We start from the raw sequence: 26,585 nt of genomic DNA on the forward strand, positions 1-26,585 counted from the left end.
AAAGAAGGGATCTATCGTATGAAAAAACGAAAAAGAATCATTTTTTTCATCGCTGCATTACTGGCTCTGACTGTCTGGGAGCTATCAGAAACCGTTGTCGCAGAGGCGACAACAGGGCAGGTCACTGTGACTGGTCGAATTGGTGAAACAGCGAAGGAAGAGGAAGAAGCAGACGATGACAATAAGAAAACGATCGTCGCAGATGCTTCTCAAATCGGACAAGGGAAATTACCGCAAACAGGTTCTTCAAACACCACTCGTTTGATCATCCTTGGGTATGCACTCTTAGTACTGTTTGTCATTGCAGCGACAAGAAAAAAGAAGCACGGTGAAAGCGTCGCTCCTTAACTATCGTCATCGCTAGAAGCGTAAAGGAGAAACTGTGAGGAAAACTTACAGTTTCTCTTTTTTAATGAAAGAGTAGAGCGGATAAAAAATGAATCATAAAGGTAAGCAGTCCTTAGTGATACCACAAACGCTGTATAAGTGAGGTCAGTGATAGTTTTGAAAGGATACAGAAGATGAAGATCAAGAAAGAAGCGTTTGAAAGAACCATCATAAATAGTGAATATATTGGCTACTACTATCATCTGCTGACTGCAGATTCTAGCCCCTATCCCCAAGGGGAACAAACAGATAAGATGCGTTACTTATTAGAAAATAATCACATAGAAGAAATAAAAGCGAATGCTCGCTATTTGTTCATTTTTCGTACGTATAAAGTACCTAGTGTCCTACAAAAAGAGTATCAGTTGTTGGAAGAATGCGTCTCGTACATCTCAAATTTGAACACCCATTTGTTGATGCCTCAAGAAGCAATTGAGCAAAGTCTTTCAATCAAGGCAGAAGATGAGGCGAAGGATCAAAAAGAGCATTACAAGCAGCTGGTCAGAGGGTTGCTGGATATTCTTCATTGACTACTGGACCTTGGTGTTTTTTCAGTAGCTAGAAAAAGTAGTGAATAGATAACGAGAAAGAATAGGCTGAGACTTAGGAAGAAAATAAGGGGGCTTGTTCCCCTCAAAGAAAGGAGCAAAGAAGCTTGACTGTATTTACTTCAAAGATAGAATATCTTGATGGATTTCAAAAGAAATTTACGGATTCCAATCGTGAAAATGGTGCCTTAGCCTCTTATGTAGAAAAGCAATTAACGTTACTTGATCAATTGGTAGCAGGGATTTCTCCAGAAACATTTTGGGCGATCACCCCAGATATTCTGGGAATCGATGCCAAACTGGTTTTAGTCACAGAAATGATGCGATTTGACGATTTTTCCGATGACGAGATCATCCGAATCGTCGAAAAAGATTATCGCTTTTATCTGAAAGAATTGTGCGGTTACAATCTAGGAATGGAAACGAAGCATTCTCTGGTTTTCAACGTGAGATAAATCAAGGAGGGGAATAGCCGGAATCACTTCTAGCAAAACGATTTGGTAAGAAGTGATGAGTATTTTTAATGTTTCTGCAATTAGTAAAGGTGAGCGATTGAAATAGAAGGTTTGTATCGAAAAAAAGGGTGAATAGACAAAAAGCATTCAGGAATTGGTTTCTTGAATGCTTTTTGTCTATTCATCTATCTGAAAAAGGTCTTTGCTTTGGTTTCTACTCCCTCTCATGTAAAATCACCGTTAAAACGATGCCGAATCAGTAAAAATTCTGCAAATAAAATTATTTGTGTTATATTTGAAGGGCGTCTGTTCATTTTTTTAATATTCGTTTATTTTTAATCGCGTATAGTGAGAAAAATAAACGACGCGATGGCTATTTTTTTCGCTTTAATTGATTAGCTGGGGAAGGTTTGTCCAAATAAAACCCTTGTTGAAGAAAAATCTCTTCTTCAAGCAAGTACTCATGGATATCCGAGGTTTCGACCCCTTCGACAATAAATTGGATTTTACGATTGCTGGCGATATTTCGCCAGAAGTCGATCAAAAAGAAAATCTCCTTTTGGGACAGCACTCGCAACGAGATAGGCGAAAATTTGATCACATCGATTTTATCCAGCATCGGTGCAATATTTGTCAGTGAATGAATGCCTGTCCCTACATCATCCAATGCGACAGAAAAGCGCATCTTTTTTATTTGGTTGATTTTGTTCATAAGAAAAGACTTGGGATCACAGGCGATAGAAGGTTCCGTATCGTCTTCGGTGATCTCAATCAAAATACGATCATGGTAGGGTGCTAAGTCAGCTAACATCAGAAAGGTTTCTGGGTAGCTGAGTTGTTGCGGGTGGATATTAAGACTGATTTTTGTTTCTTCATTCGGGTGAAGTAAGCTGAAAATTTCATTTCGGTACCATTGCAGTAAGCGAGTGTGTAGCTTTTTGTATTTGATCACTTGCTGGAAGAAGGAAAGGGGAAACCTATTTCTTTCGGTACTTCTCAATAATAATTCGTAGCCAATCACTTTCTGACTATCTGCTTTCATTTGAAAGATAGGCTGGGCATCAAAATATAATTGAGGAAATATCGATAAGAGTTCTTGTTCTATTTTCTCAGACATTGGTTTCTGCTCCTTTCTGGGGTAGTTTTATTTTTGGTTTCATGAAGTGCAGGAAAGGAAGATCGAGTTCTTTACCTGCATTGTTAAAGAATCGAGCCTTTCAAAATCATGGGCGAAGGATTTTAAAGAAAAATCTATGAAAGAAAGAAGGAATAGTGTGTTTGTCCATCTGATTTATGCTGCGATCTATTCTGTTTTAGTTGTAAGCTTGCTCATTTCGTATGATCTGTTTATCAAGAACTTCAAAGAATTGAATTTACGCTTGTCATTTAAAATTCTTATCGGTGTCGTTCTGTTCATTTCGCAAGTCTACTTTATTATATCATTTTCTTTGAACAGTATCGGTTATGTTGCGTATGAATATACGATTCCAATCTTTATTTATTATTTTGGTATCCTCAAAGAAAAAATATATCTGATTGGGCTGGTCCCCGTCATCTTGCTAACTTTTTTTGCATTGATCAATAAATTCGAATGGGGAGCCATGCTCTTTATTATCGGATTAAATTACATCATTTTAATCATTACTTGCTTATTAAAGAAAAGATTTTACGGACAGACAAATCATACTGTCTTTTATCTATTTTCGATTGTGGTTACGGTTGTCTCGCCGATGGTCAATGCATTGCTTTTTCATCGCCGTGAAGTTGGTCTTTGGGATGCTGTCACTTTAGGGATTGGATCAGTGGCAATCGTTTCTTTATGGAAGTATTATCTGCAGAATCAAAAAAACTTTCTCGAAAAAATCAATACGAAGATCATTGAGCGCAATTATGATGAGTTGACGAAGGTAAAAAATTTCCGTAGTTTGAACGAAGATATTTCAAAATTGGTGATAAACGAGAAGGATCAGCTGGTCGTGGTGATGATGGATTTAGATCATTTTAAGCAGATCAATGATCACCATGGACATCAAATCGGCAATCAAGCCTTAACCTTCTTTTCGGATAAACTGACGACATTTCTCTATCAAAAAAGTCCTTCCCATTTAATCGAAGTCTATCGGTATGGTGGCGAAGAATTTTTAGTCCTATTTAAAGAGAATACTTCCGTGTCAGTGAAAAAAATTATTGAAGAATTTCATTTGTTCTTAAGTAATGAACAGTTGAAACTAGAGGGAACACAACTGACCCTTTACTTTTCAGCAGGGATTTCAGAAGCAGGTCCTACGTTAGACATTTCAGAAATCTTTTATCAAGCGGATCAAGCATTGTACGAAGCCAAAAGGAAGGGCAGAAACCGCACGATTATATTTTCTTGAGACGCTTGCTTTTCTAAAGAAGGTTCCGCAGTCTTTTCTCAAGTAGATTGGGTGTTGTAGGAAACCAAAAGGAAAGACAAGGCCGTATGATTTTTTTAGACGAATGCTTTTCAGAAGAAGTTTTAATAAAGAGACAATGTTCGCAGGCTTCTTTGTCCAGCGTCGTAGCTTTTTCAAAAGGAAGAGGGGAAGCAATCTGGTAAGTATAATGGTTTACTAAACGGTTTCCGATTATCTTGAGAGGTTAAGCGAGGATAGAAAGGCAAGGAGAGTGCTTTTTAAGAAGTGGGAAGAAACCACTTCTTTTTTTGCACCAAGCATTGGGTAGCCGCACTTGGCAGCATCGAATTGGTTTTCTGCGTGTTTACACCCTTAGAAAGCAATGGTATATTTATTTGATAAGTAAATAAAATTATTTTTTTCCTGTGTGTAACGAAGACTGACTAAGGAGACTTCCCTATGAAACCAATTCGGCGATCACTGTACCAAAGTGCTTTATACGTAGCTATTCCTTTGATCGTGAGTCTACTGATTGGCTACTTAGCCAAATGCTCACTCCTGATTCCTGCATCCATTATTTATGGCGTTCTCTTGGTGTTTATGATCCCTTCCGACAGCTTTTTATCAAGCAGCGTGGACTACCAAACGAAAAGCATGAATCCAAGTTTTCGTCCTCCGCCATTAAAGAGAAGGATCGAAGGTGCGCCAGAAACGATCAATTTCCTCTTCGTTTTAACGGCACTGGTTTTGTGTTTGCTGCTCTTGTTGGTTGGGTAAAGGGAATTCATAGAAATTAAGTACTAAGAAGAATGTCGAAAAGAAAAGGAGAACAGCGATGAAATTACTCAAACAAATTAATTTAATGGATGATAAAAAAACAATAAAGAGATTGAATCTCGCGGCGATCCCTAGTTTTATTTTTTTCTATGTGTTCTTTACACTCTTTGTCTTAGGTGGTCATGGGTCAAATGCTGAAACTTCGTTTATTTTCGATCTTTTGCTCTTAATGGTTGCGTATTTTATTCTCATCATTGTTCATGAATTGATTCATGGTGCCTTCTTCAAGCTTTTTGACCCTAAAGGGAAGGTAAAGTTTGGGTTCAAAAATGGGGTAGCATATGCCACGAGTCCCCATTCCTTTTATTCAAAAGGGAAATTTGCCATCATTTTATTGGCGCCATTCATTGGCATTTCTGTGGGCCTCTTTCTATTATATTTATTTGGCTGGTTGACGGCATCTCTTTTTACCTTGATTGCTACCGCACATGCCGCTTCTTGTGTGGGAGACTTTTACTTTCTTTTTCTGATTGTTAAAGCACCAGCGAACAGTTGTGTAGAAGATACTGAAGTGGGGTTGAATATTTATCAAGGAGAGTAGTTTATTTTTCAATTGATCTTGGCAAAATCAAAGAGCAAGAAAATGTATGCTAGAAAATCTCTTACAAAAAAACAAACACCTCAAAAGTGTTTGTTTTTTTGTAAGACTGTTTATAAATAACGTATATAGCAAGAAGACTGTTCGGCCGACAAAAAGAAAATTTGTTTTAAACGACCGTTTTCTTACTAGCGCTTTACCGATACAACGGCAAACTACCAGCGACTTTATTGATACTCTTTTTCTTGCCTTTTAAACAAAGACCAAAATAAGCCAGTGTTTCTGTGGGAATCGTCTCAAGCGTCTGACGGTATTGCTCGTAAGAATTGGTGGTCTGAGCAACGTCGGAAAAATCAATGATGGTTACTTCTGGATCTGCTTGCTGACTGATCGATTCACGAATGGTCTGCAACTGCTCCTTGTTCGTTTTTAAGATAGGAATGGGAAAGTTGACAATGCCAAGGTGTTTTCTGCCTGTCGAATCGTAAATATCTTCTCCGATTCCTTCGGGAAACAATTTGCCCAAGGTTGCGCCTAAAATTGCAGCAGTATTTGCAACTAAGCCAATCGGTAATTGTTCATCGATAATCATGACACATTTTTCTTGGTTATTCATACGTTCTCACTCCATCTTCTTGGTAAATTGTTTGGTAAGCTTTCGGGGTGACCCCAATCAAGCTTTTAAAGATACGGGTAAAATGACTTTGGTCACTAAACCCTGTCAGAAAAGCGACTTCTGCAATTGCTTCTTGTGATTCTAGTCTTTTCTTGGCAGCACTGATGCGCACCGTACTTAAATATTGAAACGGCGACAGCCCATACGCTTTGGTAAATTGTCGAATCAAGACGTACTGATTCATTCCAAGAACGTCACTTAATTCACTCAAGGACAATTTTTCGGCATAATGTTGATCGATATAGGCTTTTGCCGCTGCGGCTTTATTTGAAACCGGATCTGTTTGTTCGTGGGTGAAATCCGCATACTGAACAAGCAGGTCGTGAAGGAGACAAGTAAAGCGTTCTTGTTTTTCAAACTCATCGCCGCGATCCGACAGCAACAGCTGGTGCACTGCATGAAATTCCTCTTTTTCTTTCACTTGGCGAATGACCGGTTCAGGAAAGTGCGGCGTCAATTGAGTGTTAAAAATTTTTTGTACTTGTACCGCCATGTTCTCCGGGGTTAAGTGGATATTGCGGTAAACCAGCTTTTCCTCTGTGAGTTGCTGGCAGCGGTGGGCAGCCTTTGGCGGAATCAAAATCAAGTCGCCTGCTTCAACGATATAGCAGGTATTTTGACAGGTGAATTGACGCGTCCCAGCTTCCATCAAGCCAATCACATAATATTCGTGCCAATGGTTGGGAAACTCCTGCTGGATGCCGTTAAATAATAAAGCCTCTACACCAAGGGTGCTATCTTGAATGATTTTTCGTTCATTTCTCATCTGCATTCTCCTTTTTGTTACTATAACAAAAGTGGTTTTTGGTGAATAGAATGATATTGACTTTTGACTATTTTTCTTGATGGAAGGCCCTTGATTGGGACTGAGAAAAGGGACTGGAGAATGTCGGGAAAGAGCGGATCAGCCTTGAAGAAAGAACAGCAGGTTATTTTGACGATTCTATGGAATGAATCAAAGCAAATAGACCATGCACCGTGAAAAAAATAACGATAAATCCTTGGTATTTGAAAGTTTTATTGATGGAAGTATGGTACCATTTGACTGCAGTAAAGTTTGTGACGGTAGCTATCTTTGAAAGGTGGTGGTGCTTATGAATGTAAGTACTAACTCTTCAGAAAGGAGAAGCCTTTTTGTCCACAGCGGAAGCAATCGGGCTAATGATCAGTTTTGGTACATTTACCGCCATGCTGATCTTTGGTATCCTAGCCGCAGTGAAAAATGACAAAAAAAAATAACCGTCGACTTTAACAGGGAAACGGTTATCTTTTAAGTTAAAAAACCTGTCGCCGTCTTAAATGGCGCTGCAGAGGGGTTGTGGCAACAACTCCTCTTTACATAGTTAGTATAGCAAGAAGAGAGTGATTTTTCAACTTTAACAAGGATATTTTCAAACAAAATCGATAAGCGACATAGGCAAAACCTTATTCTCAATTGGAATAAGGTGTTCGATGTAGTCATTTTTGAAAAGTGTTCGAACATCTAAAAACGAATGCAATGTTTAAAGAAAAGGGAAGCATTATTATCGAAACTAGCGGCTAATAAGTTCCAGATAAATTCTGGTACATTTATTGCCGTGCTGCTCTTTCATATCCTAGCCACAGTGAAAAATAACAAAAAAATAACCGTCAACTTTAGCAAGGAAACGGTTATTTTATTACTAATAAAACCCTGTCGCCTTCTTAAAAGGTGCTAGAGAGGAGTTGTGGCAACAGGTTTCTTCTATACAGATCACTATCGATCATATTCGTGAATGCTAATCTACCAATCGCTCGAGATCGTAGGAAAAACCGTTTTGCTTACTTAGTTCCTTGTAAAACAAGCCACTTTTCTTTATTGTACGTTTCTGTGTGGCTAAATCTAAAGAAACTAAGCCGTAGCGGTTTTTATATGCATTGATCCATGACCAACAATCAATGAATGTCCATAGATGATACCCTTTTATATTACAGCCATCTTGAATTGCTTTCCATAAATAGGCGAGATGATCTTGGATAAATTCAATGCGATAGTCATCAATCACCTGACCATTTTCATCCATGAACCGTTCTTCATTAGCAACACCCATACCGTTTTCTGAGATAAAGGATTCAATATTTCCATAGTTATTTTTGATGTCCATACATAAATCATAAATTCCTTTTTCATAGATTTCCCATCCACGATATTCATTCATTCGACGACCAGGCATAATATGCGGTTCAAAGAACCATTCTGGTAAGAATGGACTTTCTAAATTAATGGCAGAAGTTCTTGCTTTGACACGGCGTGGTTCATAGTAGTTTAGACCAAGTATCTGCGCGGTATTCTCTTCAATAATTTTTAGGTCTGTGTCATTGAAATCAACGGGTAATTGGTCATATTCCTCCAGCAAAGAGACTAGTTTTTCTGGAAATACTCCTTTGACCATGGGATCTAAGAAACTACGAGTATAAAAAAGATCCGCAATTTCTGCTGCTTTTTTATCTGCTGAATTTTGGCTTCTTGGGAAAGTCGGACTCAAATTGAGAATTACTCCGATTTTGCTAGATAGCTGGTATTTTTTAAAAGTTTGAATGGCTTTTGCATGGGCTAATATGGTAAAGAACGCTGCTTGAGCACCACGTTTAAAATCAATGAGATTTGGATAGTGAAAATCTTCTAAATAAGAGCCCAAGATTGGCCCCAAAGGTTCGTTAAAGGTGAACCAATGATAAACTAAGTCGCCAAACGCTAGAAAACAGGTATCAGCAAAATTTACATAAGCTTCAACAACTTCACGTGATTCCCATCCCCCTTTATCTTGTAATTTTGCTGGCATGTCAAAATGATATAGATTCGCAAAAACTTTGATATTATTATTTTTCATTTCGGTAAAAAGATCTCGATAATAGGCTATCGCTTTCTCGTTCGCTTTACCAACCCCATCATTTGGAAACATTCGTGCCCATGAGATAGACACCCGAAATGAATTGTGCCCGGTTTGTTTCATCAATTGAATATCTTCGTGGTAACGATGGATATGGTCTGTCGTAATACTAGGTCCAATTCGTTTATAAAAACGATGAGGTTCTTCGTGAAACCACCGATCCCATACGGTCTCTGCTTTTCCTGTTTCTCCACGCCCTTCAGATTGTTCTGCTGACCAAGCGGATCCCCACCAAAAGTCAGCTGGAAATGTTAACTGAGTATGTATTGACATTATCGTTTCCTCCTGTTCGTTTTTAACAGTGTAACATTGCTTTTGATATAAATAAATACTTTTTATTAAAAATATATATCTTTTTATGGTGGGTATGGTTTTAGCTGTAAAAAGACAATTTTTATGTTAAAGTATAAGTAATAGAGATGAGTATGAGGGAGTAAGTTATGAAGAAACAGCCAAAATATATGGAGGTTTATACGGAGGTAAAGAAAAAAATTGCCAATGGAACCTATCAAATCGGTGAAAAATTACCTACGGGCGATGAACTTGCGCATGAGTATCAAACAAGTAAGCTCACTGTGAAGAAAGGTATTGATATGCTAGTATCAGAGGGAGTTTTACGAACACGTAGTGGATTTGGAACGGAAGTTCTACGCAGACCAATTGATAATTCGAAAGTGTTTGGACCAAATGAAGGTCTTTTTGATTTAGTAGGGGAAGAACATGTGACTTCTGAAATCCATACGTTCTCAATTGAATTGCCATCGAATGAAGTTGCAGAAATTTTAGAAATAAATCAAAAAGAGTATGTCTATAATATTATTAGAAGTCGTTTTATTGATGAACAGCCTTATTCTATTGAGCAAACGTTTATGCCACTTTCTGTTATACCGGGGTTAGAACCAAAGCATTTGAAACGTTCTGTATATGGCTACATTACAAATGAGCTTGGTCTAGAGATTAAATCTTCCCATATTTGGATCAAAGGGGATGTGGCAAATGATTTCGATGCGGAAATTCTTTCTGTAAAACCAGGCGAGTTTATGATAGAGGTAGACAAAGTGGTGTCATTGTCTTCTGGTATACCGTTTGAATATTCTCTTTCGAGACATTTATACAAAGATTTTATTTTTGAAGCAGTTTTTGTTGAGAAGTGAAGACTAACGAATTTCGTTGGTCTTTTTTTTGACTTTCAAAAAAGATATATAATTTTGAATAAAGATATTTACTTTTTAGGGGAGCTGGTGTATGATCATCCCATAAGCAATCGCTTACAACTAAAAAAGGAGACTGATTGGAATTATGAGTAAAAAAGATGCTATTTTTGAAAAGTTCGGAATAATAGCCACAAGGTTAGGGAACCAGATTCATCTTCGAACACTAAGGGATGCTTTCGCCACTTTTATGCCTTTTATGATGTTGGCGGGATTTGTTACATTGATCAACTATGTTATTTTAGAGCCAACAGGATTTATGGGAAATATTATTGATCCAGCAACATTAACGACGATTCAAGAGATCGGGACTTCCATCAGTAATGGAACGCTAAGTATAACGACACTATTAGTTGTTGCGGCAGTTTCTTATCATATGTGTGTTAGCAGAAATTATACAAATCATATTGCTGCTGTTCTAGTCGCTATTTCAACGTTTATTGTTCTCACCCCTATGATGACGATGTTTACACCAGAAGGAAGTCAAGAAGCGCTGGAAGTAGGTGGGGTTATTCCTGTCACTCATACTGGTGCGTCAGGAATGTTCGTTGGAATTTTTGTGGGCTTAGCTGCTACGGAACTCTTTATTAAGTTATCTAATAATAAAAAGTTACAAATTCAATTGTCAGGAAATATCCCTCCAGCTGTGTTGAAGTCTTTTAACGTCCTTATTCCAATCATGATTACCGTGACTACCTTCGCAATTGGTTCATTTGCTGTCAATCAATTATTCAATATGGATGTTAATTCGTTGATTACTACTCTAATCACTGGGCCTTTAAGTAGGGTAACGACAGGTTTACCAGGGTTCCTCTTAATTACCTCAATTGCAAATCTCTTTTTTGGGTTTGGAATTCATCAAGCAGTGATATCAGGTTCACTTCTCGATCCGTTCTTGATTCAAAATATGCAAGAGAATATGGCTGCTTATGCGAATAGGGAAGATATTCCACATATCATAAACATGGCATTTAAAGATACGTTTGCTGTTATGGGAGGGTCAGGAAATACTATTGCTTTGCTAATTGCTATTTTTATCTTTAGTCGTCGTAAAGATTACAAAGACTTTGCAAAATTATCCGTAACTCCAGCACTTTTTAATATCAGTGAACCAATCATTTTTGGTTTACCAATTGTTTTCAATATTAGTTTGATTATTCCATTTGTATTGGCGCCGATTTTTTCCCTAACAGTTGCATATTTTGCGACAACTGTTGGTTTGATCAATCATGTAGTCGTGCAGATACCTTGGACCACTCCTCCCGTCATATCTGGATTTTTAGCAACTGGTGGCGATTGGCGAGCATCAGTCTTACAAATTGCGATCATTGCTGTGAGTGTTTTTATCTACTTACCATTTTTACGTATCGATGAAAAAGTTACCTCAACAATAGGAAATGAAGAGTCAAATGATTGAGAAGAGGAAACTTCACAAGATTTTTTGAAGTCGTCTCAAACCAAAGGGAAGTGAAACAAATAAACTGAACAAATCTATATAACAAAAAGAGACCACATAGATGTATGTGAGTCTCTTTTTTTGTGGAAATATCGGTCGGTGAACTTGTGTTTAGACGGAAAGAATTACCTGAAGAATTTATTAGCAAGAATTTTTTTATACAAATCTATTGAGTTTCCATTCTTTTTCTCACGGTTTTGGCTAACTTTTCAATAATATACATTGCCGGTATCTGGGTTGTAATATCAGCTTCATTAATTTTTTCTAGCGAAATATTATAGGTTATTGAAATATCAGCTAATTTAGAAAGTGTTGAATTAGAGCTGCTGGTAATTCCTATTACTGAGCTTTCTGATAGATTCAAATGATTTAAATATTGAATGATTTCTGTGGTCTCGCCGGAAACGGATAAAGCGACGATACACATTTTTTTTGCTAACTCAGTGGATAGGTAATTAATAGGATAATTACTAGGATCTTCAATGCGAATCGCCATGTTAAATAGTGACGAGAAATAAAGAGAACCATATTCAGCAACAACATTTGAGGAGCCTACGCCAATAAAAATAATCAGCTCTTTTTCCATCAATAAGTGAACTGCCTCATCAAATTTATCTTCAAAGAATTTGTCTTGTGTCCGTGCTAAAAAATTCAAGAGTTCACTCTCAAAATCAAGTGTTTTTACCTCTTTTTCTTCTTTAAGAGATTCGAGATACGCACTAAGGTAAATTTTAAATTCAGAAAAACCGGTACAGCGAAATTTTTTACAAAAGCGTAATACGCTGGCAGTACTCGTATGACTTTTCTCAGCTAATTCTCGAATACTCATGGAAGCAACTGCATTTACCTCTGAAATAATTGCTTTATATACCTCAATATCCGTTTCATTTAAGTCTGGTTGATAGTCAAGAAACAACATAGTAATCCCCTCCTGTTACAAATTGTAACAGGATTGTAACCGGTGTCAATCGTCTGTTTTTGTAACCGTTTACTTAAAAGCGGTATTTAAGGGGATAAAAATAATCTATACTGACCATGTAGTTAAGTTAAAGGAGTGTTTCAGGATGGATAAAGGAATAAAAATTGCAACAATTGGCGGTGGATCAAGTTATACACCAGAATTGATAGAAGGATTTATTAAACGATATGCTGAATTACCGATTTCAGAATTATGGCTTGTGGATATTGAACAAGGAAGAGAGAAATTAGAAATAGTTGGGGAACTTGCTAAACGTATGGTAAAAAAAGCGAACCTTCCAATGAAAATTTATATGACTCTTGATCGTGAAGCGGCATTAAAGGATGCGGACTTCGTTACGACGCAATTTCGTGTAGGTCTTTTGGAAGCGCGAGCGAAAGACGAGAGAATTCCTTTAACATATGACACGATTGGACAAGAAACGAATGGTCCAGGAGGGCTTTTTAAAGGATTACGCACGATTCCTGTTATCTTAGAAATAGTGAAAGATATGGAGCGCCTTTGCCCAGAAGCATGGCTGATCAACTTCACTAATCCAGCTGGCATGGTGACAGAAGCTGTCTTACGCCATAGCAATATGCGTAGAGTAGTAGGTTTGTGTAATGGACCAATTGGAATAGAACGTGGCATTGCAGAAACATTAAAAGTACCCAAACAAGAATTATATGTTGAATTTACTGGGCTAAATCATATGGTTTTTGCGAAAAAGATTTATCATAGAGGGATTGATGTGACCCAAAAAGTACTTACATTGATGACGCAAGATACTGGCGATACAGTTGGTCTGAAAAACATTGCTGATTTAGAATGGGAACCAAATTTTTTCCGAACACTTGGCATGATTCCCATCGGCTATTTAAGGTATTACTATCAAACAGCTACTATGTTGTCTGAGCAAAAACGATCAGCAGAGAAAGAAGGAACTCGTGCAGAAGTTGTGCAGAAAATCGAACATGAGTTGTTTGAACTTTATAAAGATGAACATCTAGCAATCAAACCACCTCAATTGTCAGAACGTGGGGGCGCTTATTATAGTGAAGCAGCATGTAATTTAATTAATTCCATCTATAATGACAAACGTGATATTCAAACGGTCAATACAAGAAATAATGGTGCCATCAGTGATATCGATTGTGATTCAGCGGTTGAAGTAAATTGTTTGATTACAAAACAAGGACCGATCCCTTTGACTACAGGTGAATTACCTATTCCTATCAAAGGACTAGTTCAACAAATTAAGTCTTTTGAACGTATAGCGGCCCAAGCAGCTGTTACGGGAGACTATAACACTGCTTTATTAGCGATGACGATCAATCCCTTAGTTCCAAGTGATAGGACAGCAAAGCAACTACTTGATGAAATGCTTTTAGCACACAAAGAATATCTGCCGAATTTTTTTAAAGGAGAATGACAATGAAAGTAAAATACTATGTTGAGACAAATTACCAAGAAGTCAGTAGGATCTGTGCAAAACTCATTTTAGATGTCTTAAAAGAAAAGCCAAATGGGTTATATTGCTTTGCAGGTGGTGATACACCCGTAGGAACGCTTAACATCATTGCAGAAGCAGCAATCAACAAAGAAATAGATTTATCCCAGGCAAAGTTTATTGAACTAGATGAATGGGTTGGAATCGATCCGAAAAATGAAGGCAGTTGTCTATCCTATTTAAAAAGAAACTTATTCAATCGGGTTCCTATTGACCTAAAGCAACTTCACACATTTGATCCTTTAGCCGATGATTTAAATGAGGAATGCAAAAAAGCTGATAAATTTATCGAGGAGAATGGAGGATTAACACTGAGTTTGCTTGGGGTTGGAGTAAATGGTCACTTAGGTTTTAATGAGCCTGGTTCGTCCTTCGAAGATAAAGCTCATATAGTGAACTTAGACGAATCAACCCAAAGTGTTGGGAAAAAATATTTTTCAGACGAGAAAGTTGATCGTACGAAAGGAATTACGTTAGGGATAGGACAATTATTACAATCTGGAACAATGATCGTACAAGCTAGTGGAGCAAAAAAGAAATCTGCGATACAACAGTTTCTATGCGGTACGATTACAAAAGAGTGTCCAGTTACTTCTCTATGGTTGCACAAAGATCCTGTATTGGTGGTTGATAAGGAAGTCGTGAACTAAAAGGAGGAAAAAAGATGCAGGTCATTGAGAACAAGGTATTGCCTATATTGCTGAAAATAGGCAATAGTAAACACTTAGTTGCTATAAGAAATGGGATTTCCATGACGATTCCTTTTACTATTGTTGGAAGTATCTTCCTAATCATTGGTAACTTTCCAATACAGTCATGGATGGATTTTGTGTCAAATTGGGGGCCCCAGTTGAATGCACCAGTCAATGTTACGTTCGGAATCCTTGGACTGATATCAGCCATTGGTATAGGCTATCATTTAGGAAAAGAGTTTGGTGTTGATGCTATTTCTAATTCGATGCTCACAACTATCGGCTTTCTTCTAGCAACATTAAACGATGACTGGACGATAAATTTGGCTAATTTTGGTGCTAGTGGTATGTTTACCGCGATCATTGTTGGGGTCTTTGTTACTCATGCTTTTAAATGGTTTGTCACTCACAATATTGTAATAAAAATGCCAGAGGGTGTGCCGCCCACTGTAGCAACCTCTTTTGCAACGTTAATCCCAGGGGCATTTATTCTGACCGTTATATGGATCGTCAGAACTTTATTAGGGGTTGATATCAATGAAATCATTACTATTGTTTTCCAACCTTTAATGCAAGGGATGGGAACACTCCCTGGCATGCTGTTATACACACTTCTCGTTTGTTTGCTATGGATATGTGGAATCCACGGAGACAATGTTTTATCTGGGATTGCGACCCCTGTTTTCCTAAGTTATCTTGCTGATAATACGGCAGCTTTTCAAAGTGGTGCAGAAGTACCTCATGTTTTTGCCGATGGATTTTGGATTGTCTTTATGTGTTTAGGCGGAACTGGAGCAACACTCGGTCTAGTGTTAAATATGCTCCATTCCAGAAGTAAGATGTATAAGTCGATTGGACGATTATCTTTGCCGTCAGCTATTTTTTGTATCAATGAACCGGTTATTTTTGGTTTGCCTATTGTGATGAATCCTGTAATGCTTATTCCGTTTATAGCAACGCCTATGGTCCTATGTATCGGTACGTATATCTTAATGAATATTGGTATAGTGGGACCGATTGTTATTCAAGTTCCATGGACTATTCCTCCTATTATTGGTCCTTATTTAGCTACTAATGGTAGTATTGGAGCAGCCGTTTGGTCTTTTGTATCGATTTTCATTTCATATTTTATTTATATGCCATTTTTCAAAATATTGGAAAAGCAGCAAGTGAAAAATGAAACCGCAGAGGCGCAAGAAACGGAAACAACGATTCCTGTGAGTATAAGTGAGTAGATAGAAGAAGCCTATTTTCCATCATTCATTAAGATAAGTATTTTTAGGTATCAGAAAATAACTTTAAAAAAGTATATTGGAAAAAAGACGATTGTCCTTCATGATTCTGTTAGTTTCAATAATAAAACAACAAATAGCATCATTATCTAAGCGAATCAGTAAATGATTCGCTTTTTTTAATGTTGTATTTTTTATCATTTGCTTCTATCAATAAAACCTTCTCGAATATTTTATTGGATGTTATGGTAATTCTTGAAATCTCCTCTTCGGTCCATCGTTTAAAAAAAACGGAGTTTCAGTTGTGCCGAGAAATGATGGCGATTTCATTTTGTGCAAGCTATAGTTTAGGTGGGGGTAGTAAATATGATTCATTTCAAATTGACGTATCTGTTTTCAGAACCAAATATTGAGGCGTTTCTTCAGTTGACGAAGTGGAGGGATGAGGAATTTCTGGCGGAGATTGCCAAGATCAATCAAATCACTGAACAGCGGTTGAATCAACGAATAACGATGCATGAGGGAGAAGTTTTGATTCCTTCGCTGATTCAACGAAAATGGCCGGAAATTCTTTTCGATGTCCAGAAGAACACGTTGTTTTTTTCGGAAGAAGAGCGGCGGTCCATGATTTATCTTCTGACTTTTTCAGCAGTGAAAGACTTATCCGTCTACCAGTTTCAAGAGCTGTTCTATGTCAGTAAAAATACGATTTTGAAGGATTTAAAGGGGATCAGAGAGGAACTTGCAGCTTTCAAGATTCAACTATTGTACTCTCGAAAATATGGCTTTTATCTAGAGGGAGAGGAATATCAGATTCGCGCTCTTGCTTTTCGAAAAGTCAGTGCATTATCCAATACGAAAAATGGGAATTTGCTTTTATTTGAGGGAATCTATGAGCAGAATAAAACGATATATATTCAAATAAGAGATCGTTTGTCCGCAACATTGACTGCCTTCAATCTGGTGATCGTACCGAGCCGCTTCGAAGAAATGCTTTATTTTCTTAATTATTTATCCTTTCGGATGGCAGAAACGGCTGTTTCTTTAGCGGAGACAGAAACATCGCTGCTACAGTCGCTGCATGTCCATCAAGTTAGTCAGCAGTTTTTAGCAGAATTTCCTGCCATCAAAGATCGGAAAACAGAAGAACTTTATGTAACGATCCTGTTGAAAACGATTCTGCAAGGAGATATCGAAGATACTTCATTAGAGTTTTTATTGGAATGTGCCAGTAAGATCATTCATGAAATGGAACGGCTGGCAGCTATCGAGTTTGTGGACTATCGCACCCTTTTGATGAACACATTCTATCATCTTGTCCCGGCGTATTTTCGAATCCGCTACGGTTTTCCACTGGAGAATGTACTGATTGAAGAAATCAAGCTGCAATACAATGAGTTGTTTGAACTGACGAGACGAGCACTGGGTTCTTTAGAAGACCTAGTCGGTACGATCCCTGATGAAGAAATCGGTTATTTTACGATTTTGTTTGGTGGGGAAATCAGTAAACAAAAGGCCAAACGCGATTACTTCCAATTGAATGCATTAGTTGTCTGCCCAAGCGGCATCAGTTCATCCTTGATTTTGGAATCAGAATTAAAGGAACTGTTTCCCCAGATCCATTTTTTGCCGGCTCGTTCGATCGAAGAGTATGAAAATGTTCGTTTCAATGAAGAGATTGATCTGATTTTTTCCAGTGCCCCGATCAAAACCAAACGACCATGTTATGTGATCAATCCGATTATGACGCCCATTGAGAAGGATGAACTGCTTAGAAACGTACAAGCGGCATTCTTTCCTTCAAAAACTGGTTTGCATTCCATTGACGATGTGTTAGAAGTGATTTTGCCCTATGTTGATTTAAAAGCAGGAATCAGTAAGCAAAAGCTGAGAAAAATTTTGCAAAGAAAAATCAATCGAGAATTGAATAGAAGGGAAGACCAACGTCCGATGTTATCAGATTTATTAACAGCAGAAACCATCCAATTTACCGAGGTGCCGCTGACTTGGCAAGAAGCCATTCGAGAAGCTGCTGCGCCATTAAAAAAGACTAATAAGATTGAGGAACAGTATATAACCGCCATGATCAATAAAGTGGTGGATCACGGTCCCTTTATCCATATTGGAAAAGGCATCGCTTTGCCCCATGCGCGTCCAGAAGATGGGGTCAATGCGATCGGGATGTCGTTATTAAAAGTCAAAGAACCAGTGCTTTTGAATGATGATCCGCAACACCCTATTCACGTGTTTATATGTTTGGCGGCGGTTGACAATGAGCTCCATCTAAAAGCGTTAGCGAGTTTAACAAAAATTTTGTCGAATAATGAAAAACTAACTGCGTTACTTTCCGCAACCAATGCGGATCAAATAATTGAAGTGATCAGAGAAGGAGAAGATGAAAAATGAAATTTGCAGCAGTGTGTGGGTCAGGATTAGGATCAAGTTTTATGGTGGAGATGAATATCAATTCTGTTTTAAATGAATTGGGTGTCTCAGGTGTGGAAGTGTCCCATTATGATTTAGGAAGTGCTGCACCCGATATGGCGGATGTTTTCTTTGTTGGTGGCGATTTAGCCGATAGTGCGCAGCATCTAGGTGAGATCGTGGTGTTAGACAGTATTATCGATCTCGATGAATTGAAGCAAAAGGTTCAAGCCGTTTGTCAGGAAAAAGGATTACTATAAAAAGGAGTAGACAGTCATGAACGAATTTTTAGATATTCTTGTTGATATCGCGAGTACCCCAGCGATCTTAGTTGCGCTGATCGCTGTTTTGGGGAATGTACTGCAGAAAAAAGACATTGCCACGATCGTCAAAGGGGGCATCAAAACCTTTGTTGGGTTTCTCGTGGTCACTGCCGGGGCTGGGGTGATCGAAAGCTCTCTGGCGCCATTTGGGGAGATGTTCCAAGCAGCCTTTAACATGCAAGGGGTCGTCCCAAATAACGAAGCGATCGTTGCGCTGGCTTTGACGACTTACGGCACCTATACCGCACTTATTATGTTAGCCGGAATGGCCTTCAATATTTTGATTGCCCGTATCACTCGCTTTAAATACATTTATTTGACTGGGCATGCCACGTTGTATATGGCTTGCATGATTGCGGTGATTTTGAGCGTTACTGGAATGGATACTTTTAATCTAGTTTTATTTGGCGGCTTAGCGTTAGGGATCTGTAACACGATTTTCCCAGCGATCGCACAACCGTTTACTCGAGAAATTACTAAAAATGATTCCGTCGCATTGGGGCATACGGGGAACTTCGGCTACGCATTGAGCGGGTTGATTGGGAAATACGTCGGCAATAAGGAAAAATCTACCGAAGACATCAATTTTCCGAAAGGCCTGTCTTTCTTGCGGGACTCTACTGTTAGTATCACGATTACGATGGCTGTTGTATACGTGATCGTAGCAATTTTTGCTGGGAGTGAATTTATTACAGAAAATCTTAGCAATGGCACGAACTCGATCATTTATTCGTTGCAGCAAGCCGGTTCGTTTGCCGCTGGTGTCTTTGTGATTTTAGCTGGTGTCCGTCTGATTTTGGCAGAAATCGTACCAGCCTTTAAAGGAATTTCCGAAAAGCTTGTTCCTAATGCGATTCCTGCATTGGATTGTCCGATTGTCTTTCCTTATGCGCCAAATGCTGTTCTGATTGGTTTTCTAACCAGCTTTGTCGGTGGAATCGTTAGTTTGATCATCATGGTCTTCACAGGAACAACCGTTATTATTCCAGGTGTCGTGCCCCATTTCTTCTGTGGCGCAACGGCAGGTGTTTACGGCAATGCAACGGGTGGTGTGCGAGGCGCCGTCATTGGTTCCTTTATTCATGGGATCATTATCAGCTTCATGCCGATCTTGTTGATGCCAGTCATGGGGGATCTTGGGTTCCAAGGATCAACTTTCTCTGATACCGACTATGGAGTTGCAGGGATCTTCCTAGGAAACTTAGCCAATATGGGCGGTCAAATCGCCATCTTCTCAGGGATAATTGCGGTAGTCGCGGTCTTGATCGGATTGACGATTTTCAAGAAAAACAGCCGGGCAAAATCTGTTTCTGAATAAATAGAGGATGGAGGGATAAATAGTGGCAATCAGTGAACAAGAATACCACGAACTCGAAAGATTAGCGGCAAAGATTCGTTTAGATACCCTTTGCAGCATCAAGAAAATGGGGCAAGGTCATCTGGGCGGTTCCTTTTCAATTGTTGAATTATTAGCCGTTTTGTACGGCAAACAGCTGCGGGTCAATCCACAAGATCCACAGTGGGCGGATCGTGACCGACTCGTTTTATCAAAAGGACATGCTGGCGCCGCACTGTACAGTGCATTAGCAAATACGGGCTATTTTGATCGGTCGTGGTTATGGACGATCAATGAGGGCGGCACGAGACTGCCTTCCCATCCGGATCGCTGGAAAACGCCGGGGGTTGATGCCACCACAGGTTCACTGGGGCAGGGGACTTCCATGGCTGCCGGGATCGCGACGGGTCTGCGCTTGGCAGGGAAGGACAATTTTGTTTATTTGATCGTCGGGGACGGCGAACTAAATGAAGGACAGTGCTGGGAAGCCTTCCAATACATTGCCCACTTCAAACTGAATCACTGTATCGTCATTATTGATGACAATAAAAAACAGCTAGATGGGCCAACCAAAGACATTCTTGATCCCTTTGACATCCAGCAGAAGATGACTGCATTTGGCTTTTATACAGAAAAAGTTCCAGGAGCAGACATGCAAGCCATTGATGAGGCAATCGAGCGCTGCAAAGCGATCGAAGACCAAGCGGTTTGCATTGTCTTGGACAGCGTGAAAGGACAAGGCGTTCCTTTCTTTGAAGAATTAGATGCCAATCACTCCGTGAAGTTTACCACGGATGAAATCAATCAAGCGGCAGAAGCGGCAATCAAAGAGTTGACGATAAAAATCGAAGGAGGACGCTAAGGCATGTTTACATTAAGCAAAACCACTGCTGCTGGTAAAGAGCTGCGAACATGTGTCGTTGACACATTGGTGGAACTCATGGATGAAAATAACCAGCTAGTTGCGTTGGATGCCGACCTTGGCTCTGCCAGCGGCTGGACAGCGATTGCCAACAAACATCCCCAACGCTTTATCAACATGGGGATCGCGGAAGCCAATATGGTTGGCGTTGCGGCTGGCTTGAGTTTAACTGGCTATACACCTTTTATCCACACCTTTGGGCCATTTGCGACGCGTCGGGTATTCGATCAGTTGTTTATTTCTGGCGGCTATGGCGGCAATACGATCAATATTTACGGTTCTGATCCAGGGTTTGCAGTCGGGCACAACGGCGGCACCCATACGACATGGGAAGATGTGGCTTTGATGCGAATGATTCCCCAGTCGATCGTCTGCGATGCAGCGGATGAAGTCCAAATGGCATGGATCATAAACACCTTTAGCCAATTATCCGGCATTCATTACGTACGAGGCAATCGGAAAGCGGTTCCGACGATTTATGAAAAAGGCTCGACCTTTGAACTAGGAAAAGGCAATGTTTTAAGACCAGGCGATGAACTGTTGTTGATTGCCTGCGGCCAATTGGTTTCTGAAACACTGCAAGTGGCAGAAGAATTAGCAGAAGTAGGAATCAGCTGTGAAGTGATCGATATGTTTACCATCAAACCGATCGATAAAGAAATGATCATCCGTGAAGTTCAGGGGAAACGGCAAGTCATCACCATCGAAAATCATTCTATCACCGGTGGACTAGGGAGTGCCGTCGCCGAAGTGCTTGCTGAAACTGGCAGTACTGTCCCTTTAAAGCGCATTGGTGTCAATGAACGATTTGGCCAAGTCGGCACACCCGACTTCCTGCAAAAAGAATATGGCTTAGATGCTGCTTCAATCAAGCAGCAAATCGTCGAGGGGAAGGTCAGGGGATAGAAAAAAGAAGCATCAACGAATCAATGGTTGGTGCTTCCTTCTCATTTATTTCAGGACTTGCAAAAAACGTCAAACAACGCGTCAGTTCTGCTGTTTGACGTTTTTTTATGAACTACGACAAAAACCAGCGCCGTAACTTTTCTGCTTCGGTTAATGGGAAGTAGAACAGCTTACTTTCGGTGAAGGTATCTTCGGTTTTGATGGTCAACTGTGACTTGCCCAGACCTTTTTTGTGCTGCCAATAGGTAGTGGTGACGGTGAAATCTTGGATTTTATTTTTCTTCAGATAAGCGGTCACCTTTGTTAAGCCGCGAATCGTTTGACACAACAATACATGGTTATCTAAAAATTGATACCCTTGTATTTTGCCCCGCCAGATGCTTGATAACACGAAGGAGCCAAAGAACACGAAGAAAATCAGCGCTAACCACCAGAAAAAGAAGGCGGAGATTCCTACAACAAGCAGCCCGATAAGCAGTGGCCAACGGCAAAAGTACCAAAAGTTGGGTCGCGGATTTTTCACTAGAGCGGTTTGTTGAAACGACCATTCAGGTAAAAAGCGGGCCAATGTTTCGGTCAGCTGCGCCTCTTTCAAAATGGGGAACAGATAGACCGTATCATCGCTTTCTGAAGAACTGCCAGCAGCCAGCAGTAACTTGACGGAGCTTAGATGAAAGATTCGGCGATAAAGATTTTGTTCGACACTTAGCCCTTGGATCCTAGCGAGGGGAATCGTTTGGTGTCGTTTAGAAAACAAGCCTTGCGTGATCAGCAGCTGTTGTTGGTTCGTTTCCACCGTAAAGCCATAATAGCGGAAAAGATTTCTAGCAATCGCAAGAAAGAAAAACAAAATTAACAGCCCCAGCAAAAGCGCAGCACCAAATAAAAGGCCGAGTTGTTGCAATTCCGATGCATAGGTAAAGAGATTGGGAATGTTGTCGATCACGTTGTAGCCGATGACTAGAACCAAGGTGAAAACAGAAAAATCAGTGATAGAAAACAAGAAAATCTCCTTGAATTTCAAAGTGAATGTTTCTAACGGCGGATTTGCTGTTTCCTCACCCGAAAAAACAGTAGCGTAATTATTGGTTGGTTCTTCTCCACTAGCTGCTTGGGCAGTCGGCTCTTGTGGTGTCGCAGCCGCTTTTTTTGACGCTTCGATGGAGGCAATGAGAGCCAGCGGCAACGCTGGGAAAAGAATTTCGGCTTCGCCACTCGAACTTGCGGCGCTTTCCAATTTCACTTCAGCTAATTTAAATGGACGTAAATAAAAGTAATGATTCTCTTGAATGGTTTGGATGCGTTCAAATGGCAAAATCGTTTGTTTTTGGATAAAGAGTCCTTTGTTGACTAGTACACTCGTTTGATCGATTTGAAAGGTAAAGCGGGCGTAAGACAGTACCGCAAAAATCAGACACACCAGTAAAAATAGCAGAATGCCGCCCAGAATCATCGGCAAAGAAGGGACGTCGTTGAATAATTTGAATACAAGCAGAAACGCTAGTACCAGAAAATTTTTGCAATTTTTGAACCAGTAAAGGCCAATGCACAGCAACGGCAGTCGTTGTTTTTCATAGATCATCTTTGACCACCTCGACTAAAGTCATAATGGTTTCTCGCAAGCGTTCGGCTTGCGCCACTGGTAGGCCTTCAATGGTGTGGTTGGTGGTAGCCGTATGAATCTGTAAGGAGACTAAGGAGTATTTTCGCAAAAAGATCCCTTGGTCTGTTTCGATATGCTGAATTCGGCGGATCGGAATATACGTGGTGCTGCGAAATAGATAGCCGTGTTGAATGGCGATATCATTTTCTTGAATCTCGTAGCGATGGAATGTGTAACGGTAGCTCATCAGCACAAAAGAAAGCAGATGGCTGATCAAAGTCAGCGCCAATAAGCTTGACCAAAGGGCGATCACCCAGAAATGCAGCCAGTTTTGCGTGGCTAGAAACCAAAAAGAAGCAGCGAAAATCAGGCTGAAAATAATCAGTGACGTAATCCTTCGCAACCGCCAAACACGAATGATGGTTTGAGGCATTTGTTCATTTAATAAGGGATAATTCAAGGGAAACATCCTCTCTACATAGAAATAAATAGGGTTACCCACAAATATAGTGGAGATAGAAGAAAAAAACAAGCTTAGAAATTAAAAATAGTTAATTGTGATTTAAATAGTGTAGCTCTATCGAACAAAAAGAAAAAGCCGCTTTTAGCTAACCAATGAGTATGGGGTTGTTCGTCATGAAAAAAGGCAAGTAGGCTATTGACTCTCCCTCAAGAGGAGACAGTATGCTTTAGTAGAAAGGGGCGATTGCTGTGAAAAAAATGATTGAGGTTGCCGAGCTATCTAAGAAAATCAACGGTCGGAAAATTATTGATCAACTTACCTTCACCGTAAAAAAAGGCGAGGTGTTCGGCTTATTAGGACCAAATGGAGCAGGAAAAACAACAACGATTGAAACAATTTTAGGTATCAAAACACCAGAGGAAGGTTCTGTCAAAATTCTCGGATCAGATCCTCAAAAAAAGCGACGTGAGGTATTTGAAAAAGTGGGGGTACAGCTTCAATCTTCAAGTTATCAGAACAATATTCGCGTCGGAGAATTGTGCAAAGAGATGACGCTCTTGTATCGACAGCCTCAAGACTATCAAGAGCTTTTGCGTTTGTTTCAGCTGGAACCATTCGAATCGCAATTCATCGACAAACTTTCTGGTGGGGAAAAACAAAAGCTTTCAATTGTACTCGCCTTGATCCCGAATCCCGAGGTGATTTTTTTGGATGAATTAACAACGGGACTGGATACAAAAGCACGGAGAAGTGTCTGGCAAACGCTCCTCAAACTAAAAGAAGCGCAAATGACGATTCTATTGACGACCCACTATATGGAGGAGGCGGAGATTCTTTGTGATCGGCTATGCATCATCGCTCATGGGGGCAAGGTAGTTGAAGGCAGTACGAAGGAGCTGTTAAAACGAAGCGGTCAGCAAAAACTCGAAGAGGCATATCTTTGGTTTGTAGGGAGGAGATAGAATGAGCAAAGTAATGAGACTAGCAAAAATTGAAGGAAAGATAGCGTTACGAGGAATTGATGGGATCGTCTTTGGTATTGGCATGCCGCTGGTCGTCCTGCTTTTGACGAATATGATCGGTGGAGAGAAAGTGATTGGTGCTGCTTCTTATACATTTCAAGAGGGCAGTTTTGCTTCGCTGCTGGTGGTGGGGATTTGCGCAACAGCCTTTATGGGGATTCCGTTAACTATCTGTGATTATCGAGACAAAAAGATTTTGAAACACTTTTTTGTTACCCCAGCTTCTCCAGTTCATCTGATTGCAGCTCAAGTGGTAGTAGCTGCAGCGACTGCACTACTCTCAGCGATAGGTGTCGCATTCGTGTCGGTGGTATTTCTCGACTATCAAATGAAAGGCAGCTGGATAGGATTGATAGCTAGCTATTTTTTCGTTATGATTGCCATGTATAGCCTAGGACTATTGATTGCTAGTTTGTGTAAAAATATCAAGATTGCCAATCTCGTTTGCACAGTGGTTTATTTTCCGATGTTGTTTCTTTCTGGGGCAGTGATTCCCTTTGAGCTATTTCCAGAAGGTGTGCAAAAAGTCGCTAGTGTTCTGCCATTGACACAAGGTGTTAAATTGTTAAAGAGTGTGAGTCTCGATCAACCAATCGGTGACCCTCGATTCATTCTTTTTCTATTGACAGTGGTGACGATCGTGGGATTTGGTTTGGCAGTTAAGCTTTTCCGTTGGGAATAACAGGAAACGGAGGAAAGAGTTATGACACAAGAATGTGAAAAAACACCAGATAAGCTGTATCGAATCGGCATGTTTTCTAAAATGAATCAAGTGACGATAAAAACACTGCGTTATTATGATGAGGTGGGGCTGCTTAAGCCCCATTTTATCGATCCAGATAATGGGTATCGCTATTATATCTCTAGTCAGTTGGCACCATTGCATCGGTTATTAGCTTTACGCAGAATGGGGTATAACATCGATGAAATCAAACAAGTGCAAGCAGGAGAAAGCGAAAGGCGAATACTGCATCGCAAGAGACAGCAACTGATGAGAGAGATCACGGAACGGATGGCGATGCTCACGCAGATCGAAGGGTATTTGCAACAGGAAGAAGCCAATTACCAAATGATCGTTAAACGTTTGCCAGCGGTTATCGTCGCTTCAATGAGAATGGTCGTGCCAAGCTTCGATCGGTTGTTTTCTATCATCCCAGAAATGGGGCTGCAGATGGAAACAGCTGGTTGCGTCTGCGCATTGCCCGAATATTGCTTTACTATCTATCATGACAACGAGTACAAAGAAGAAAACATTGATGTGGAAGTTTGCGAAGCGGTCACAGAAATGAAAGATAATCAAGGGAATTTGACCTTCAAGCAGATAGAAGAAGTACCAGAGGCAGTTTGCACGGTCCATAAAGGAGCCTACACTGAGTTTCCGAAAGCCTATGCTGCGGTGATCCAGTTTGCTGAAAATAACGGCTATCGAATCACAGGGCCTTTTCGTGAAAGCTATATTGATGGTATTTGGAATAAAGAAAGTGAAGAGGAATGGCTGACTGAGATCCAGCTTCCTGTTGAAAAAATCAGCAGGTGAAGGGAAGCAAAAAATCAGCGTTCTTGCAAAATTTCTACTCCGTAAGGCGTGAATTTCGGCAAGACCATCTTTTAATCGAGTGTCTACAGTCAATTCCCATTGACAAATCGACTGGCGCCTTCTAAACTAAAGGCAGAAAAACAAGAGAAAAAGGTGATGGCTCCGGTCTATCTGCTGTTATTCCTTCGTTAACAGGGGTAGGACTGGAAAAGAGTAAATAAAATCAATTTCATAGGCAAAAAATTGACTGCATGCAGTTTTA

General features: G+C 39.9%; 27 protein-coding genes. 20 read left to right on the plus strand and 7 right to left on the minus strand.

Translation table 11 applies throughout. The annotated features are described in order from the left end of the window. Positions 1-18 precede the first annotated feature (18 nt). From IGJ26_RS02575 to IGJ26_RS02585, 3 genes are all read left to right on the plus strand, one after another. Positions 19-348 (plus strand): LPXTG cell wall anchor domain-containing protein, encoded by a 330-nt coding sequence (locus IGJ26_RS02575; RefSeq protein WP_086332999.1) that lies wholly within the window; start codon positions 19-21, stop codon positions 346-348. A gap of 173 nt (positions 349-521) precedes the next feature. Beyond that, positions 522-917, plus strand: a complete 396-nt coding sequence (locus tag IGJ26_RS02580; RefSeq protein WP_430599842.1) for a hypothetical protein — start codon at positions 522-524, stop codon at positions 915-917. 125 nt (positions 918-1,042) lie between these two features. Continuing rightward, a complete protein-coding gene (locus IGJ26_RS02585) occupies positions 1,043-1,390 on the plus strand; it encodes a DUF7006 family protein (RefSeq protein ID WP_016611346.1) in 348 nt (115 codons plus the stop codon). A 373-nt stretch (positions 1,391-1,763) separates the two neighbouring features. On the opposite strand, the gene IGJ26_RS02590 is transcribed toward IGJ26_RS02585, so the two are convergent. Beyond that, positions 1,764-2,507, minus strand: a complete 744-nt coding sequence (locus IGJ26_RS02590; protein WP_005232094.1) for an EAL domain-containing protein — start codon at positions 2,505-2,507, stop codon at positions 1,764-1,766. Between the two features lie 136 nt (positions 2,508-2,643). Between IGJ26_RS02590 and IGJ26_RS02595 the strand changes: the two genes are divergently transcribed. From IGJ26_RS02595 to IGJ26_RS02605, 3 genes are all read left to right on the plus strand, one after another. After that, complete coding sequence (locus IGJ26_RS02595; RefSeq protein ID WP_223273077.1) at positions 2,644-3,768, plus strand: GGDEF domain-containing protein; 1,125 nt, start codon at positions 2,644-2,646, stop codon at positions 3,766-3,768. A 459-nt stretch (positions 3,769-4,227) separates the two neighbouring features. Continuing rightward, a complete protein-coding gene (locus IGJ26_RS02600) occupies positions 4,228-4,545 on the plus strand; it encodes a hypothetical protein (protein WP_005232089.1) in 318 nt (105 codons plus the stop codon). A 58-nt stretch (positions 4,546-4,603) separates the two neighbouring features. Then, positions 4,604-5,146 (plus strand): DUF3267 domain-containing protein, encoded by a 543-nt coding sequence (locus tag IGJ26_RS02605; RefSeq protein ID WP_086299091.1) that lies wholly within the window; start codon positions 4,604-4,606, stop codon positions 5,144-5,146. A gap of 193 nt (positions 5,147-5,339) precedes the next feature. On the opposite strand, the gene IGJ26_RS02610 is transcribed toward IGJ26_RS02605, so the two are convergent. Further along, positions 5,340-5,759, minus strand: coding sequence for a DUF2000 domain-containing protein (locus IGJ26_RS02610; protein WP_005232083.1), 420 nt, complete (start codon positions 5,757-5,759; stop codon positions 5,340-5,342). Beyond that, on the minus strand, positions 5,752-6,585 hold the full coding sequence (locus IGJ26_RS02615) for a helix-turn-helix domain-containing protein (RefSeq protein ID WP_074934353.1): 834 nt from the start codon (positions 6,583-6,585) through the stop codon (positions 5,752-5,754). The genes IGJ26_RS02610 and IGJ26_RS02615 overlap by 8 nt, the downstream gene beginning before the upstream one ends. 368 nt (positions 6,586-6,953) lie before the next feature. Between IGJ26_RS02615 and IGJ26_RS02620 the strand changes: the two genes are divergently transcribed. Beyond that, positions 6,954-7,058, plus strand: coding sequence for a putative holin-like toxin (locus IGJ26_RS02620; protein WP_017144486.1), 105 nt, complete (start codon positions 6,954-6,956; stop codon positions 7,056-7,058). A 518-nt stretch (positions 7,059-7,576) separates the two neighbouring features. Here IGJ26_RS02620 and IGJ26_RS02625 read toward each other — a convergent pair. Next, complete coding sequence (locus IGJ26_RS02625) at positions 7,577-9,001, minus strand: glycoside hydrolase family 1 protein (protein ID WP_430599843.1); 1,425 nt, start codon at positions 8,999-9,001, stop codon at positions 7,577-7,579. 167 nt (positions 9,002-9,168) lie between these two features. On the opposite strand from IGJ26_RS02625, the gene IGJ26_RS02630 reads away from it, so the two are divergent. Next, on the plus strand, positions 9,169-9,882 hold the full coding sequence (locus IGJ26_RS02630) for a GntR family transcriptional regulator (RefSeq protein WP_016611336.1): 714 nt from the start codon (positions 9,169-9,171) through the stop codon (positions 9,880-9,882). A gap of 145 nt (positions 9,883-10,027) precedes the next feature. Further along, complete coding sequence (locus tag IGJ26_RS02635; RefSeq protein ID WP_430599844.1) at positions 10,028-11,356, plus strand: PTS sugar transporter subunit IIC; 1,329 nt, start codon at positions 10,028-10,030, stop codon at positions 11,354-11,356. A 205-nt stretch (positions 11,357-11,561) separates the two neighbouring features. On the opposite strand, the gene IGJ26_RS02640 is transcribed toward IGJ26_RS02635, so the two are convergent. Further along, positions 11,562-12,314, minus strand: coding sequence for a MurR/RpiR family transcriptional regulator (locus IGJ26_RS02640; RefSeq protein WP_016611334.1), 753 nt, complete (start codon positions 12,312-12,314; stop codon positions 11,562-11,564). Between the two features lie 145 nt (positions 12,315-12,459). Between IGJ26_RS02640 and IGJ26_RS02645 the strand changes: the two genes are divergently transcribed. From IGJ26_RS02645 to IGJ26_RS02680, 8 genes are all read left to right on the plus strand, one after another. Beyond that, positions 12,460-13,785, plus strand: coding sequence for a 6-phospho-beta-glucosidase (locus tag IGJ26_RS02645; RefSeq protein ID WP_430599845.1), 1,326 nt, complete (start codon positions 12,460-12,462; stop codon positions 13,783-13,785). A gap of 2 nt (positions 13,786-13,787) precedes the next feature. Next, entirely contained in the window at positions 13,788-14,513 is a 726-nt protein-coding gene (locus IGJ26_RS02650) for a glucosamine-6-phosphate deaminase (protein ID WP_034871903.1), read from the plus strand. 14 nt (positions 14,514-14,527) lie between these two features. Beyond that, positions 14,528-15,790 (plus strand): PTS sugar transporter subunit IIC, encoded by a 1,263-nt coding sequence (locus IGJ26_RS02655; protein ID WP_016611331.1) that lies wholly within the window; start codon positions 14,528-14,530, stop codon positions 15,788-15,790. 363 nt (positions 15,791-16,153) lie between these two features. Next, entirely contained in the window at positions 16,154-18,193 is a 2,040-nt protein-coding gene (locus IGJ26_RS02660) for a BglG family transcription antiterminator (RefSeq protein ID WP_016611326.1), read from the plus strand. Next, positions 18,190-18,471 (plus strand): PTS sugar transporter subunit IIB, encoded by a 282-nt coding sequence (locus tag IGJ26_RS02665; protein WP_005227537.1) that lies wholly within the window; start codon positions 18,190-18,192, stop codon positions 18,469-18,471. The genes IGJ26_RS02660 and IGJ26_RS02665 overlap by 4 nt, the downstream gene beginning before the upstream one ends. Before the next feature lie 16 nt (positions 18,472-18,487). Then, positions 18,488-19,852 (plus strand): PTS ascorbate transporter subunit IIC, encoded by a 1,365-nt coding sequence (locus tag IGJ26_RS02670; protein WP_008377920.1) that lies wholly within the window; start codon positions 18,488-18,490, stop codon positions 19,850-19,852. A 22-nt stretch (positions 19,853-19,874) separates the two neighbouring features. Continuing rightward, on the plus strand, positions 19,875-20,732 hold the full coding sequence (locus tag IGJ26_RS02675) for a transketolase (RefSeq protein ID WP_008377922.1): 858 nt from the start codon (positions 19,875-19,877) through the stop codon (positions 20,730-20,732). Between the two features lie 3 nt (positions 20,733-20,735). Next, a complete protein-coding gene (locus IGJ26_RS02680) occupies positions 20,736-21,698 on the plus strand; it encodes a transketolase family protein (RefSeq protein WP_016611325.1) in 963 nt (320 codons plus the stop codon). Between the two features lie 112 nt (positions 21,699-21,810). On the opposite strand, the gene IGJ26_RS02685 is transcribed toward IGJ26_RS02680, so the two are convergent. Together IGJ26_RS02685 and IGJ26_RS02690 are read right to left on the minus strand one after the other, a co-directional pair. Beyond that, entirely contained in the window at positions 21,811-23,280 is a 1,470-nt protein-coding gene (locus tag IGJ26_RS02685; RefSeq protein WP_016611324.1) for a PH domain-containing protein, read from the minus strand. Next, a complete protein-coding gene (locus tag IGJ26_RS02690; RefSeq protein WP_430599848.1) occupies positions 23,270-23,770 on the minus strand; it encodes a PH domain-containing protein in 501 nt (166 codons plus the stop codon). Before IGJ26_RS02690 ends, IGJ26_RS02685 begins: the two co-directional genes overlap by 11 nt. 242 nt (positions 23,771-24,012) lie before the next feature. On the opposite strand from IGJ26_RS02690, the gene IGJ26_RS02695 reads away from it, so the two are divergent. Genes IGJ26_RS02695 through IGJ26_RS02705 form a run of 3 tightly spaced genes read left to right on the plus strand, consistent with a single transcriptional unit; the run spans position 24,013 to position 26,323 of the window. Further along, complete coding sequence (locus IGJ26_RS02695; RefSeq protein WP_034871898.1) at positions 24,013-24,726, plus strand: ABC transporter ATP-binding protein; 714 nt, start codon at positions 24,013-24,015, stop codon at positions 24,724-24,726. Between the two features lies 1 nt (position 24,727). Then, complete coding sequence (locus IGJ26_RS02700) at positions 24,728-25,468, plus strand: ABC transporter permease (protein WP_016611321.1); 741 nt, start codon at positions 24,728-24,730, stop codon at positions 25,466-25,468. A gap of 21 nt (positions 25,469-25,489) precedes the next feature. Continuing rightward, the gene (locus IGJ26_RS02705) at positions 25,490-26,323 is read left to right on the plus strand and encodes a MerR family transcriptional regulator (protein ID WP_016611320.1); all 834 of its coding nucleotides are present in this window, start codon (positions 25,490-25,492) and stop codon (positions 26,321-26,323) included. Positions 26,324-26,585 lie beyond the last annotated feature (262 nt).

Source organism: Enterococcus sp. AZ095a (assembly GCF_050546735.1).
GTDB classification, from domain to species: domain Bacteria; phylum Bacillota; class Bacilli; order Lactobacillales; family Enterococcaceae; genus Enterococcus_D; species Enterococcus_D entomosocium.